14 protein-coding genes are annotated in these 12,011 nt (G+C 73.3%); 6 read left to right on the top strand and 8 right to left on the bottom strand.

Annotated features, from left to right (window positions below; genetic code table 11):
* Positions 1-22: 22 nt before the first annotated feature.
* From BX286_RS24170 to BX286_RS24160, 3 genes are read left to right on the top strand one after another with little or no spacing between them, the layout of a single operon-like run.
* On the top strand, positions 23-1,294 hold the full coding sequence (locus BX286_RS24170; RefSeq protein WP_079429646.1) for a magnesium transporter MgtE N-terminal domain-containing protein: 1,272 nt from the start codon (positions 23-25) through the stop codon (positions 1,292-1,294).
* A complete protein-coding gene (locus tag BX286_RS24165; RefSeq protein ID WP_237293093.1) occupies positions 1,284-1,967 on the top strand; it encodes a DUF1003 domain-containing protein in 684 nt (227 codons plus the stop codon). Before BX286_RS24170 ends, BX286_RS24165 begins: the two co-directional genes overlap by 11 nt.
* A gap of 43 nt (positions 1,968-2,010) precedes the next feature.
* A complete protein-coding gene (locus tag BX286_RS24160; RefSeq protein WP_079429645.1) occupies positions 2,011-3,171 on the top strand; it encodes an Mrp/NBP35 family ATP-binding protein in 1,161 nt (386 codons plus the stop codon).
* Between the two features lie 129 nt (positions 3,172-3,300).
* Here the strand turns inward: BX286_RS24160 and BX286_RS24155 are convergent, their stop codons facing one another.
* The 5 genes from BX286_RS24155 to sigE form a co-directional block, all read right to left on the bottom strand.
* Positions 3,301-4,017, bottom strand: a complete 717-nt coding sequence (locus BX286_RS24155; RefSeq protein WP_100862923.1) for a hypothetical protein — start codon at positions 4,015-4,017, stop codon at positions 3,301-3,303.
* 136 nt (positions 4,018-4,153) lie between these two features.
* Positions 4,154-4,603: a sec-independent translocase gene (locus BX286_RS24150; protein ID WP_100862924.1), complete on the bottom strand. Its 450-nt coding sequence runs from the start codon at positions 4,601-4,603 to the stop codon at positions 4,154-4,156.
* Positions 4,604-4,740: 137 nt separating this feature from the next.
* Positions 4,741-6,234 (bottom strand): S1C family serine protease, encoded by a 1,494-nt coding sequence (locus tag BX286_RS24145; RefSeq protein WP_261993504.1) that lies wholly within the window; start codon positions 6,232-6,234, stop codon positions 4,741-4,743.
* Between the two features lie 112 nt (positions 6,235-6,346).
* A complete protein-coding gene (locus BX286_RS24140; protein WP_107438304.1) occupies positions 6,347-7,000 on the bottom strand; it encodes a zf-HC2 domain-containing protein in 654 nt (217 codons plus the stop codon).
* The gene (gene sigE / locus BX286_RS24135; protein WP_079429641.1) at positions 6,997-7,776 is read right to left on the bottom strand and encodes an RNA polymerase sigma factor SigE; all 780 of its coding nucleotides are present in this window, start codon (positions 7,774-7,776) and stop codon (positions 6,997-6,999) included. The genes BX286_RS24140 and sigE overlap by 4 nt, the downstream gene beginning before the upstream one ends.
* A gap of 167 nt (positions 7,777-7,943) precedes the next feature.
* Between sigE and BX286_RS24130 the strand changes: the two genes are divergently transcribed.
* Complete coding sequence (locus BX286_RS24130) at positions 7,944-8,606, top strand: O-methyltransferase (RefSeq protein WP_042820075.1); 663 nt, start codon at positions 7,944-7,946, stop codon at positions 8,604-8,606.
* Positions 8,607-8,717: 111 nt separating this feature from the next.
* Here the strand turns inward: BX286_RS24130 and BX286_RS24125 are convergent, their stop codons facing one another.
* Positions 8,718-8,885, bottom strand: a complete 168-nt coding sequence (locus BX286_RS24125; protein WP_003966491.1) for a DUF3117 domain-containing protein — start codon at positions 8,883-8,885, stop codon at positions 8,718-8,720.
* A 332-nt stretch (positions 8,886-9,217) separates the two neighbouring features.
* Here BX286_RS24125 and BX286_RS24120 point away from each other — a divergent pair, with 332 nt between their 5' ends.
* On the top strand, positions 9,218-10,021 hold the full coding sequence (locus tag BX286_RS24120; RefSeq protein ID WP_100862926.1) for an enoyl-CoA hydratase/isomerase family protein: 804 nt from the start codon (positions 9,218-9,220) through the stop codon (positions 10,019-10,021).
* Positions 10,022-10,036: 15 nt separating this feature from the next.
* Here BX286_RS24120 and BX286_RS24115 read toward each other — a convergent pair whose 3' ends face one another.
* Positions 10,037-10,618 carry a DNA-3-methyladenine glycosylase I gene (locus tag BX286_RS24115; RefSeq protein WP_079429639.1) on the bottom strand — a complete coding sequence of 194 codons (582 nt, stop codon included), beginning with the start codon at positions 10,616-10,618 and terminating at the stop codon, positions 10,037-10,039.
* Positions 10,615-11,031 carry a DivIVA domain-containing protein gene (locus BX286_RS24110; RefSeq protein WP_398898801.1) on the bottom strand — a complete coding sequence of 139 codons (417 nt, stop codon included), beginning with the start codon at positions 11,029-11,031 and terminating at the stop codon, positions 10,615-10,617. Before BX286_RS24110 ends, BX286_RS24115 begins: the two co-directional genes overlap by 4 nt.
* A gap of 76 nt (positions 11,032-11,107) precedes the next feature.
* On the opposite strand from BX286_RS24110, the gene folP reads away from it, so the two are divergent.
* Positions 11,108-11,968 carry a dihydropteroate synthase gene (gene folP, locus BX286_RS24105; protein ID WP_100862927.1) on the top strand — a complete coding sequence of 287 codons (861 nt, stop codon included), beginning with the start codon at positions 11,108-11,110 and terminating at the stop codon, positions 11,966-11,968.
* Positions 11,969-12,011 lie beyond the last annotated feature (43 nt).

The raw sequence follows: 12,011 nt of genomic DNA, 5'->3' as shown, positions 1-12,011 counted from the left end.
CGACGCTCTAGGAGGCGCTCGGATGGGTGCAGGCGCCCCGCGGATCTTCGTCTCGCATCTGTCGGGTGTGCCCGTCTTCGACCCCAACGGCGACCAGGTGGGCCGGGTCCGCGACCTCGTGGCGATGCTGCGTGTCGGCGGCCGCCCGCCCCGGCTGCTGGGCCTGGTGGTCGAGGTGGTCAGCCGGCGCAGGATCTTCCTGCCCATGACCCGGGTGACGGGCGTGGAGTCCGGGCAGGTCATCACCACCGGCGTCGTCAACATGCGGCGTTTCGAGCAGCGCCCGACCGAACGGCTGGTCATCGGCGAGCTGCTGGACCGCCGGGTGACGCTGGTGGCCAGCGGCGAGGAGGTCACCGTGCTGGACGTGGCCATCCAGCAGCTGCCCGCGCGCCGCGACTGGGAGATCGACCGGATCTTCGTCCGCAAGGGCAAGGCGGGCGCGCTGCGCCGCCGCGGCGAGACGCTGACCGTGGAGTGGTCGGCGGTGACCGGCTTCTCCCTGGAGGAGGAGGGCCAGGGAGCCGAGAACCTGGTCGCCACCTTCGAGCAGATGCGCCCGGCCGACGTGGCGAACGTGCTGCACCACCTGACGCCGAAGCGCCGCGCCGAGGTGGCCAATGCCCTCGACGACGACCGGCTCGCGGACGTGCTGGAGGAGCTGCCCGAGGACGAGCAGGTGGAGATCCTCGGCAAGCTGAAGGAGGAGCGCGCCGCCGACGTCCTGGAGGCGATGGACCCGGACGACGCGGCCGACCTGCTCTCGGAGCTGCCGGAGGACGACAAGGAGCGGCTGCTGACGCTGATGCAGCCGGACGACGCGGCCGACGTGCGGCGTCTGCTGTCGTACGAGGAGAACACCGCGGGCGGTCTGATGACCACCGAGCCGATCGTGCTGCGGCCCGACGCGACCGTCGCCGACGCGCTGGCCCGGGTGCGCCAGTCGGACCTGTCGCCGGCGCTGGCGGCGCAGGTGTACGTGTGCCGGCCGCCGGACGAGACGCCGACGGGCAAGTACCTGGGGACGGTGCACTTCCAGCGGCTGCTGCGGGACCCCCCGTTCACCCTGGTCAGCTCGATCGTGGACACGGACCTGCCGCCGCTGCCCCCGGACGCCTCGCTGCCCGTCGTGACGAGCTACCTGGCCGCGTACAACATGGTCGCGGCGCCGGTCGTCGACGAGAGCGGATCGCTGCTGGGCGCGGTGACGGTCGACGACGTCCTGGACCACCTGCTGCCCGAGGACTGGCGGGAGACGGACTTCCACTCCGAGGAGGCCGTCCATGGCCACTGAACGCGGACGTGGCGAGGCGGCGCGCGAGCGGCGCCGGGAGAGGCGCGAGCGGGCCCGCGAAGGGCTCTCGGAGCGGCTGGAGGAGGCGGCGCGGCTGCGCGGCGATCGGTCGGCGGAACGTTCCTCCGAGCGGGCGCGGGCCGGCGTGCCCTCGGGTGCCAGTGCGCTGACGCGCTCACGGGTGCGGCTGGACCAGCCGCGCCAGGACCGCCGCAAGCTGCTGCCGGAGTACGACCCGGAGGCCTTCGGGCGGCTGTCGGAGCGGGTGGCGCGGTTCCTCGGCACGGGCCGGTTCATCGTCTGGATGAGCCTGGTCATCGTGGTGTGGGTGCTGTGGAACGTCTTCGCCCCGGACCACCTGCGCTTCGACCAGTACCCCTTCATCTTCCTGACGCTGATGCTGTCCCTGCAGGCCTCGTACGCGGCCCCGCTGATCCTGCTCGCGCAGAACCGGCAGGACGACCGGGACCGGGTCACCCACGAGCAGGACCGCAAGCAGAACGAGCGGTCGATCGCGGACACCGAGTACCTGACCCGGGAGATCGCGGCGCTGCGGATGGGCCTGGGCGAGGTCGCCACGCGCGACTGGATCCGCTCGGAGTTCCAGGACCTGATCAAGGAGATGGACGAGCGCCGGCTGTTCTCGGGGGAAAGTGACGAAGGCGACCGCTGACGGGCTTACCGGAGCCGTGCCGGCGAGCCGTACCATCAGGGACATGGCTACCGAGACACCCTCCGCCGCCGTGCCGGAGCAGGACGCGATCCTGGACGCGCTGGCGACGGTCAACGACCCCGAGATCCACCGGCCGATCACCGAACTCGGCATGGTCAAAGCGGTGGAGATCGGCGACGGCGGTGCCGTCGCCGTCACGGTGTACCTGACGGTGTCGGGCTGCCCCATGCGCGAGACCATCACCAAGAACGTCACCGACGCCGTCGCGAAGGTCGCGGGCGTCACCTCCGTGTCCGTCTCGCTGGACGTGATGAGCGACGAGCAACGCAAGGAGCTCGCCGCCACCCTGCGCGGCGGCACCGCCGAGCGCGAGGTGCCCTTCGCCAAGCCGGGCTCGCTGACCCGTGTGTACGCGGTCGCCTCCGGCAAGGGCGGCGTGGGCAAGTCCTCGGTCACGGTCAACCTGGCGGCCGCGATGGCTGCCGACGGCCTGAAGGTCGGCGTGGTCGACGCGGACATCTACGGCCACAGCGTGCCGCGGATGCTGGGCGTCGAAGGCAAGCCCACCCAGGTCGAGAACATGATCATGCCGCCGTCCGCGAACGGCGTGAAGGTCATCTCCATCGGCATGTTCACCCCGGGCAACGCCCCGGTGGTGTGGCGCGGCCCGATGCTGCACCGGGCGCTCCAGCAGTTCCTGGCCGACGTGTTCTGGGGCGACCTGGACGTGCTGCTGCTGGACCTCCCGCCGGGCACGGGCGACATCGCCATCTCGGTGGCGCAGCTGGTCCCGAACGCGGAGATCCTGGTCGTCACCACCCCGCAGCAGGCCGCGGCCGAGGTCGCGGAGCGGGCCGGGTCGATCGCCGTGCAGACCCACCAGAAGATCGTGGGCGTCGTCGAGAACATGTCGGGCCTGCCGTGCCCGCACTGCGACGAGATGGTGGACGTGTTCGGCACCGGCGGCGGCCAGATGGTCGCGGACGGCCTGACGAAGACGACGGGCGCCACGGTGCCGGTGCTGGGGCAGATCCCGATCGACGTGCGGCTGCGCGAGGGCGGCGACAACGGCAAGCCGGTCGTCCTGGCGGACCCGGACTCGCCGGCGGGCGCGGCCCTGCGGTCGATCGCCGGCAAGCTGGGCGGGCGCGCCCGCGGCCTGTCGGGCATGTCCCTGGGCATCACGCCGCGCAACAAGTTCTAGTCACGGAGGTGTGGGTCATCGTGCCGCTGGGCGGCACGGGTGGCCGCACCGGCACGCGCACCCGCAGGGGCCGCGCAGCGCGAAGGGGCATCGCCGCCGGGCGGTGCCCCTTTCCCGTACCCCGGGCCACTACTCGTACGACCCCAGGTCCGCGATGGCCGAGAAGCCCAGCCCGTACGCGCTCATCCCCCGCCCGTACGCCCCGAGGTGCACCCCGCTCCCGGTGGAGCCGGCGAGCACCCACCCGAACTCCGACTCCCGGTAGTGGAACGGCGTCGGCTCTCCGTCCACCGGCAGGGACAGCGTCGACCAGTCGGGCCCCGTGAGGTCGTCGGCGAGTTCCCACGCCGCTTCCGTCTGCTGGTCCAGCCAGTCGTCGCGCAGGCTGTGGTCCATCTGCGGCGGCCAGCTGTAGGCCAGCAGCCCGGAGCCGGCCAGCCAGGCGGCCGAGGAGACCGAGGTGGCCTCCAGGACGCCGGTGCCGTCGCCGCTGCGGCGCAGGGGGTTGCTGGCGACGGTGATGACCACCGCGAAGCGTTCCTTCTCGCCGGTGGCGATCTCGCCCCGGGCGGAGGGCTCGTCGCCGTGGCCGGTGGAGCCGTGCTCCACGGTGCCGTCGGCGCCGGTGCCCACCTGCATGAGCCAGCGGGGGCCGGTGAACGCCCCGTCCAGCCCGTACCAGGGGAACTCTGCCTTCAGGTAGCCCGCGGCCGCCCGGCGGGCCGCCGGGACGGGCGCGGTGGCGTCGGCGGTCGGCGCCGCCGGCCCGGCCTGCGGGGCCGTGGCGTCGGGGGCTTCGGCGGGCTGTGCGCCCACCCTGCTACTGCTCGTGCTCGTCGTCTCCATGGGCGGCCTCTCGTTCCGTGGGGTCCGGAACGGCCCTCCCCCTCGCGTCGCTGGGGGGACCCCCATCCTCGGGCGTCCTCGGTCCGGACAGATGGAGGATAGCCATCCGGTCCCGGATCGACGGGCAGGCTGCGGCTCAGGTGGCGTCGGCGTCGAAGGGAGTACGCGGTTCCTGGGCCGGTGCGGCGGGCTTCTTCAGCAGATCGGGCGCAGTGCCGGCGGCGGGCGTGGCGGCGACCGGGGAGGCGGAGGGAGCCGGGCCGGTGTCGCGGCTGTTGACGGCGTCGGTGACCTCGTTCAGCTCCTTGCGGAGGTCGAAGCTGGTGCGCAGCTCCTGGAGGTCCTCGTTCTCGGTGAGCTGCTTGCGGATGAAGGTCTTGGGGTTCAGGTCCTCGAACTCGAAGTCCTTGAACTCGGGTCCCAGTTCGGAGCGGATGTCCTGCTTGGCGCTGTCCGAGAACGCGCGGATCTTGCGGATGAAGCCCGCGACGTCCTGGATCACCTTCGGGAGCTTGTCGGGCCCGAAGATGAGGATGGCGAGCACCACGATGGTGACCAGCTCGAGTGCGCCTATGTCGTTGAACACCTTGCCGCTCCTCGGCTCTCTCCACGTCCGGCCCGGTCAACGGTACCCGGCGTTCCCGGCCCGCCCCTACGCCGGTGCGGGCCCTTCGCCGGATTCACCCGGCCGTCGTGTCGTGTTTGCCGCACGGACGGCCGGTCTCAGGAGCCGCTGGCCGAACCGAGCACCACGTCAAGGGTGCGCTCCCGGGCGTCGCGGAGCACGGTCAGGGAGAGGTGGTCGCCGGGCCGGTGGGCCCGGATCTTGATGATCAGCTCGTCGCCGCCGTGGACGCGGACCCCGTCCACCTTGGTGATCACGTCGCCGGGGCGGATGCCGGCGCGGGCGCCGGGGCCGTCGGCGATGACGGCGGGCTTGCCGTCCTCGCCCTTGGTGTCGACCCGGGCTCCGTCGCCCGTGTACTGCATGTCCAAGGTGACGCCGATGACGGGGTGGGTGGCGTGGCCGGTGCGGATGAGCTCCTCCGCGACGCGCTTGCCCTGGTTGACGGGGATGGCGAAGCCCAGGCCGATGCTGCCGCTCTGGCGGGTGCGGTCGCTGTCGTCGTCGCCCTTGTCGGCGCCCCGGATGGCGCTGTTGATGCCGATGACGCGGGCGCGGGAGTCGAGGAGGGGGCCGCCGGAGTTGCCGGGGTTGATGGGGGCGTCGGTCTGGAGGGCGTCGACGTAGCTGACGTCGCTGCCGCTGCCCTTGTCCCCGCCGGCGGTGATGGGGCGGCCGGTGGCGCTGATGATGCCGGCGGTGACGGTGTTGGAGAGGTCGAAGGGGGCGCCGATGGCGACCACGGGGTCGCCGACGCGGACGTTCTCGGAGTTCCCGAGGGCCAGCGGGCGCAGGCCCTGGACGCCGGTGACCTTGACGACGGCCAGGTCGTAGCCGCTGTCGCGGCCGACCAGTTCGGCGGTGACGCTGTCGCCGGTGCTGAAGGTGACGGTTATGTCCTTGGCGCCGGCCACGACGTGGTTGTTGGTCAGGATGTGGCCCTGGCCGTCCAGGACGAAGCCGGTTCCGGTGCTGCTGCCCTCGCCCCCGCTGACGTGCAGGGTGACCACGCCGGGCAGGGCGGTGGCGGCGATGCCGGCCACGCTGTCGGGGGCCCGGCCCTTGCTGTCCACGGCGGCCTGCGGGAGCTCCAGGCGGGTGCTGGTGCGGCGCTCGGCGAGGATGCCCAGCCAGCCGCCGACGCCGCCGGCGAGGAGGGCGATCACGACGCCGAAGACGGCCAGCCGCCACAGGGAGGGCCCGCCCCGGCGAGGCGCCCCGGCATCGTCCGCCATCTGGAGCGGCCCGGCGGCCCACGGGTCGTACCGCGCCCCGTCCGGGCCCTCGGCCGCGGTCTCGGCCGCCGGCTCGGCAACAGGCTCGACGCCGGGAGCGGCCGCGGGCTCGGCCACGGACCCGGCACCGACCTCGGTCACGGGCTCGGCGTCGGCGTCGGCTGCGGGCTTGGCACCGGGCTCGGGCTGGACACCGGCCTCGGCCGCCGCCCCGGCACCGGCACCGGGAGCGGGAGCAGCGGCGGCCTCCGCCGCGGGCTCGGGCGGCGGCGGGCCGGGCTCGGTGGGTGGGTGGGGCGGGGTGGCGGGGCGGCTCCACCAGGTGGGAGCCGGGGCGTTGTGCTGGCTGTCGGACATGTGCGCTCCCCCGCGGGCCTGGCGCGCCGCGGGGCGGCACGTGTGCCGCAGATTCAACCAGGTGCCGGACCCCCTCGCTGGCCCGGGGCGGAGCCGGGGGCGGGCCCCCGGGTCAGCGGGTGAGGGAGGCCGGCTGGGCCGTGACCGGAGGCGGGGAGACGGCCGAGGGCAGCGGGGCGGACGGGCTCGGGGTGCGCACCCCGTCCCGCAGCGGCAGCCGGTCGCGGATGGCGGCGTCGGTCAGCGGGATCGACGGCCCGGGCCGCGAGGCCGGCGCCTCACCACGGGCGTTCGGCTCGATCGCGTCCAGCGGGAGCGTGCCGCCCAGGGCGATCGCGGCCAGCGAAACGGCTCCGGCCGCGACGAAGGCGAGGCGGCGTCTGGGACGCCCCGTCTCATGGATGCGGAACCCTTCGCGCGGGGCGGCCGGGACGGCGTAACCGAAGGTGGCGAAAGGGTCGGCACCGGGGGGCGCTGGGCTGCGCGCCGCACCGGGCCCGCCCGGCGGGCCCGCGGGGCCCTCGGGGCCGGCCCCTGGCAGTCCCTGGAGCCGGGCCAGCAGTCCGGCGGAGAGCGGCGGCGGGGCGCTCTCCACGAACAGGCTCTTCACACGGCGCTGCGCATCGGCCTCGGCCTTGCACTTGGCGCAGGTGGCCAGGTGCGCCAGGACCCGCTCGCGGGCGTCGTGCTTCAGCTCCCCGTCCACCAGGGCGGCGAGGCGGTCGCCCAGGTGCTGTTCGGCGGGGGACGGACTGACTCCGCTCACTCGGCTCCGCCCTCTCCCCCGGCGCCCGGGGCGCCCACCGCCACTCCGGCCAGGGCGCGCTGGGAGGCGCGGGCCTCGGGAGAGCGGTGCTTGAGCGCCTTGCGCAGGTGCGAACGGCCGCGGTGGATACGGCTGCGGACGGTCCCCAGCTTCACGCCGAGGGTGGCGGCGATCTCCTCGTAGGAGAGGCCCTCGATGTCGCAGAGCACCACGGCGGCACGGAACTCGGGCGCGAGGGTGTCCAGCGCCTGCTGCACGTCGGCGTCGAAGTGGGTGTCGTGGAGCACCTGCTGGGGGGAGGGCTCACGGCTCGGAAGCCGCTCGGCGGCGTCGTCGGCGAGCGCGTCGAAGCGGATCCGCTGCTTGCGGCGGACCATGTCCAGGAACAGGTTGGTGGTGATGCGGTGCAGCCAGCCCTCGAAGGTGCCGGGCGTGTACGTGGACAGCGAGCGGAAGACGCGGACGAAGACCTCCTGCGTCAGGTCCTCGGCGTCGTGCTGGTTACCCGTCAGGCGGTAGGCGAGGCGGTAGACCCGCGCGCTGTGCGTGCTGACGATCTCCTCCCAGGTGGGAGGGGTCCACGCCTGGGAGCCCGCATCGGCGGCAAAGGTCGCGGTGGTCGCGGTGTGGGCGGTGTGGAAACGGTCAGCGGTGTAGGTCACGGATTTCGGCTCACCCGCCGACCAGAAGAGGCGTCTCAGGACGCCTCCACGATCCACAGGCGCAGCCGCACCTCCCCTGTCGGCTCTGGTGGTGTCCAGTGGAGCCCCTACCATAGCCACCCCTCCCGTCAGCTCCGGATAAGCATTTTTGCAGTAACTTTGCCCGGGACTCGGGTTCCGCTTCGCCGATCTGCCCGCCGGCGTCCCCTCTATCCCGCCTCTCACCCTCCCAACGCCCGGTCCCATCTGCGGGTTCCCGACTCCAGCGGATACAGTCACCGTTGCGCCAACTATGGGGACAGGAGAGGGTCATTACCGGCAACCGGCAGACGAGCTGGGCGTTCGCCGACGCGTTTGTCGCCGAGGACGACGCTCTGCGATGGGCCCGCGACCGGTCCAGGGAAGCGGGCCTGCGCTCGGTCTCCCCCGGCACCGGGGCCGCGCTGCGTCTGCTCGCCGCCACCGCGGACGCCAAGGCGGTCGCCGAGATCGGCACCGGGACGGGCGTCTCGGGGATCCACCTGCTGCACGGGATGCGGCCGGACGGGGTGCTGACCACGGTGGACCCGGAGCCGGACCGGCAGGCCTTCGCCCGGCAGGCGTTCCGCGCGGCGGGCTTCGCGGGGAACCGGGCGCGGTTCATCCCGGGGCGGGCCCTGGACGTGCTGCCGCGGCTCGCCGACGGCGGGTACGACCTGGTGTTCTGCGACGGGGACCCGACCGAGTCGCTGGACTACCTCGCGGAATCGTTGCGCCTGCTGCGGCCCGGGGGGCTGGTGTGCTTCGAAGGGGTGTTCGCGGACGGGCGCACCGTCGACTCCGCCGCGCAGCCGGTGGAGGTGCTGCGGGTGCGGGAGCTGCTGCGCAGCGTCCGGGAGAGCCCCGCGCTGGAGTCCGCGCTGCTGCCCGTGGGCGACGGGCTGCTCTGCGCGGTGCGGCGCTAGCGCCGGCCGCCCGGGGTGGGGGCGCCGCAGCGCGGAGCCGCCGCCGGGCGGATGCAACACCGCCCCGCCGCAGGAGCGGCGGGGCGGTGTGAGGATCTGTGGTGCCGAGGCTCAGCCGACGACCTTCTTCAGGGCGTCACCCAGGGCGTCCGCCTCGTCCGGCGTCAGCTCGACGACAAGCCGACCGCCGCCTTCGAGCGGTACGCGCATGACGATGCCTCGCCCCTCCTTGGTGACCTCGAGCGGGCCGTCGCCCGTCCGCGGCTTCATGGCCGCCATGCTCGTTCCCCTTCCTGAAACCAGCTCATCGTCAGCCGACGGCCCCGTTCAGGCGCCTAGTACCCGGCATCGAACACATTGCTTCCCAGCCATTATCCCGCATGTCAGGACCCGATGACCAACATCGGCGGGGAACGCTTGGGCAACGCGCTCGGCCAAAACCACTCATTTCGGGGATCCGCCTGCGATACTTCGCCGCCTCTCACCGGGAAGGGGCTCCGGTTCGTTTGACGCACATCACATGTCCGGTGGTGGTCGCGTCCGCCATGCTGACCCTTGGACCGGCCGGTACCGGCCGGTAGCCACACCCGCGACGAAGGGGGACCCCCGCCATGGCCGACAGCGTGCTCTACGAAGTGACCGACGGACTCGCGAAGGTCACGATCAACCGGCCCGACGCGATGAACGCCATGAACACGGAGGCCAAGGTCGCCCTGCGCGACGCCGTGCAGGCGGCGGCCGCCGACCCGGCCGTGCGGGCGGTCCTGCTGACCGCCTCCGGCACCCGGGCCTTCTGCGTGGGCCAGGACCTCAAGGAGCACATCGGGAACCTGGCGGCGGACCGCGAGACCGGCTCGAAGCTCACGATGAACACGGTCTCCGAGCACTACAACCCGATCGTGCGGGCCCTGACCGAGATGCCCAAGCCCGTGGTGGCCGGGGTCAACGGCGTCGCGGCCGGGGCGGGCTTCGGGTTCGCGCTGGCGGCGGACTTCCGGGTGGTCGCCGACACCGCCTCCTTCAACACCTCGTTCGCCGGTGTCGCGCTGACCGCCGACTCCGGGGTCTCCTGGACCCTCCCCCGGCTGATCGGCGCCTCCCGCGCCTCGGACCTGCTGCTGTTCCCCCGCTCGATCAAGGCGCAGGAGGCCTACGAGCTGGGCATCGTCAACCGTCTCGTGCCGGCGGACTCCCTGCACGAGGAGGCCGAGGCGGTGGCCCGGACCCTCGCCGCGGGCCCCACGGTGGCCTACGCGGCCCTGAAGGAATCCCTCGCGTACGGGGCCTCCCACACCCTCTCCGAGGCCCTGGAGCGCGAGGACGTCCTCCAGACCCGCGCGGGAGCCTCGGAGGACCACTCCATCGCCGTCCAGGCCTTCCTCGCCAAGCAGCCCCCGCGGTACCTGGGCCGCTGAACGTTCACCGAAAGTTCACGCCTCGCGGGAGACGCACCCCGCGAGGTGGTCGTTGACCAGGCCGCACGCCTGCATCAGGGCGTAGGCCGTGGTGGGCCCGACGAAGCGGATGCCCGCCTTCTTGAGCGCCTTGGCCAGGGCCGTGGACTCCGGGGTGACCGCCGGCACCTCGCCGGTGCTCCTCGGGGCGCGGCCCTTGCGCTTCGGGGCGTGGGACCAGATCAGCGCGTCCAGCTCGCCGGGCTCCCAGCCGGCCAGCACCTTCGCGTTGGCGAGCGTGGCCTCGATCTTGGCGCGGTTGCGGATGATCCCCTCGTCCGCGAGCAGCCGCTCGGCGTCGGCCGGGCCGAACTCCGCGACCGCCGCGATCCGGAAGTCGCAGAAGGCCTTGCGGAACCCCTCGCGCCGGCGCAGGATCGTCAGCCAGGACAGCCCCGACTGGAAGGCCTCCAGGCACAGCCGCTCGTACAGGGCGTCGTCGCCGTGGACCGGCTTGCCCCATTCGGTGTCGTGGTACGTGACGTAGTCCTCCGTGGACAGGCCCCAGGGGCAGCGCAGGGCGCCGTCCGGGCCGGCCAGCAGCCCGCCGCCGCTCATCGCTCGTCCTTGGTGAGGTCGACCGGCTGGTCCGCCGGAGCGGGAGCCGGCGCCTGGGCGTGACCCTGCGCCTGGCCCTGTCCCTGCGCCGCTGCGGCCGCCGCCGGGCCCACGGCCGCCGGGGTGCGCGCCGCCGTCAGCTCGGCGATCCGCGCGTCCCGCTCGGCCAGCTCCGCCGCGAGCCGGTCCAGTACGTCGTCCACCTCGGCCATCCGGTAGCCGCGCGGCGCGATCGGCAGCCGCAGCGCGTCGATGTCCTCCCGTACCACCGGCCGGGTCTCGGGCAGGGCGTCCGCCACCCGGTCGGGCTCGGCCTCGGGCAGCACGGCCTCCGCGCCTCCGCCGACCACCGCGAGGGTGACCGCGGCCACGACCACGACCAGCGCGATCAGCAAGAACCAGAACACGATCAACTCCCCTGAGAGACTCCGGCCACCAGGTTAAGGTCGCAGACGTGGCGAGAGGGTCGCCGAAGGAGGAAAGAGCGGGATGCTGCGACTGGGCAGGCGCGAGTTCGACACCCACGAGCCGGTGATCATGGCCATCGTGAACCGGACCCCTGACTCCTTCTACGACCAGGGCGCCACCTTCCGCGACGAGCCCGCGCTGGACCGGGTGGAGCGGGCCGTGGCCGAGGGCGCGGCGATCATCGACATCGGCGGGGTCAAGGCGGGTCCGGGCGAGCACGTGGACGCCGCCGAGGAGGCCCGGCGCACGGTCGGGTTCGTGGCGGAGGTGCGCCGCCGGCACCCGGACGTGGTGATCAGCGTGGACACCTGGCGGCACGAGGTCGGCGAGGCCGTCTGCGCGGCCGGGGCGGACCTGCTGAACGACGCCTGGGGCGGGGTGGACCCCAGGCTGGCGGAGGTCGCGGCGCGCCACGGGGCGGGCATCGTCTGCACCCACGCGGGCGGGGTCGAGCCGCGCACCCGGCCGCACCGGACCGCGTACGAGGACGTGATGGAGGACATCCTGCGCGTCACGGTCGGGCTGGCGGAGCGGGCCGAGGCCCTGGGCGTGCCCCGGGAGTCGATCCTGATCGACCCGGGCCACGACTTCGGGAAGAACACCCGGCACTCGCTGGAAGCCACCCGCCGCCTGGCGGAGATGACCGGAACCGGTTGGCCGGTCCTGGTGTCCCTGTCCAACAAGGACTTCGTCGGCGAGACCCTGGACAAGCCGGTCAAGGAGCGGCTGCTGGGCACCCTGGCGACCACGGCCGTCTCGGCCTGGCTCGGCGCCCAGGTCTACCGGGTCCACGAGGTCGCGGAGACCAAGCAGATCCTGGACATGGTCCGTTCGATCCAGGGGCACCGTCCGCCGGCCGTGGCCCGGCGCGGGCTGGCCTGAGCCGGCCCGGGCCACCCCGTCCCCGGCGGCCGGCCGCCGGGCG

Origin of the sequence: Streptomyces sp. 3211.6, from assembly GCF_003634815.1 — a bacterium.
Taxonomy (GTDB): domain Bacteria; phylum Actinomycetota; class Actinomycetes; order Streptomycetales; family Streptomycetaceae; genus Streptomyces; species Streptomyces katrae_A.
Note: the sequence above shows the minus strand (reverse complement) of the source record. Positions and strands in the feature narration are given on the sequence as shown.

What these genes read in the sequence shown, in the direction of transcription:
- BX286_RS24170 (WP_079429646.1), top strand. Translation starts at nt 23, where the DNA reads ATGGGTGCAGGCGCCCCGCGGATCTTCGTCTCGCATCTGTCGGGTGTG.
- BX286_RS24165 (WP_237293093.1), top strand. Translation starts at nt 1,284, where the DNA reads ATGGCCACTGAACGCGGACGTGGCGAGGCGGCGCGCGAGCGGCGCCGG.
- BX286_RS24160 (WP_079429645.1), top strand. Translation starts at nt 2,011, where the DNA reads ATGGCTACCGAGACACCCTCCGCCGCCGTGCCGGAGCAGGACGCGATC.
- BX286_RS24155 (WP_100862923.1), bottom strand. Translation starts at nt 4,017, where the DNA reads ATGGAGACGACGAGCACGAGCAGTAGCAGGGTGGGCGCACAGCCCGCC.
- BX286_RS24145 (WP_261993504.1), bottom strand. Translation starts at nt 6,234, where the DNA reads ATGTCCGACAGCCAGCACAACGCCCCGGCTCCCACCTGGTGGAGCCGC.
- sigE (WP_079429641.1), bottom strand. Translation starts at nt 7,776, where the DNA reads ATGGTAGGGGCTCCACTGGACACCACCAGAGCCGACAGGGGAGGTGCG.
- BX286_RS24125 (WP_003966491.1), bottom strand. Translation starts at nt 8,885, where the DNA reads ATGGCGGCCATGAAGCCGCGGACGGGCGACGGCCCGCTCGAGGTCACC.
- BX286_RS24120 (WP_100862926.1), top strand. Translation starts at nt 9,218, where the DNA reads ATGGCCGACAGCGTGCTCTACGAAGTGACCGACGGACTCGCGAAGGTC.
- BX286_RS24115 (WP_079429639.1), bottom strand. Translation starts at nt 10,618, where the DNA reads ATGAGCGGCGGCGGGCTGCTGGCCGGCCCGGACGGCGCCCTGCGCTGC.
- folP (WP_100862927.1), top strand. Translation starts at nt 11,108, where the DNA reads ATGCTGCGACTGGGCAGGCGCGAGTTCGACACCCACGAGCCGGTGATC.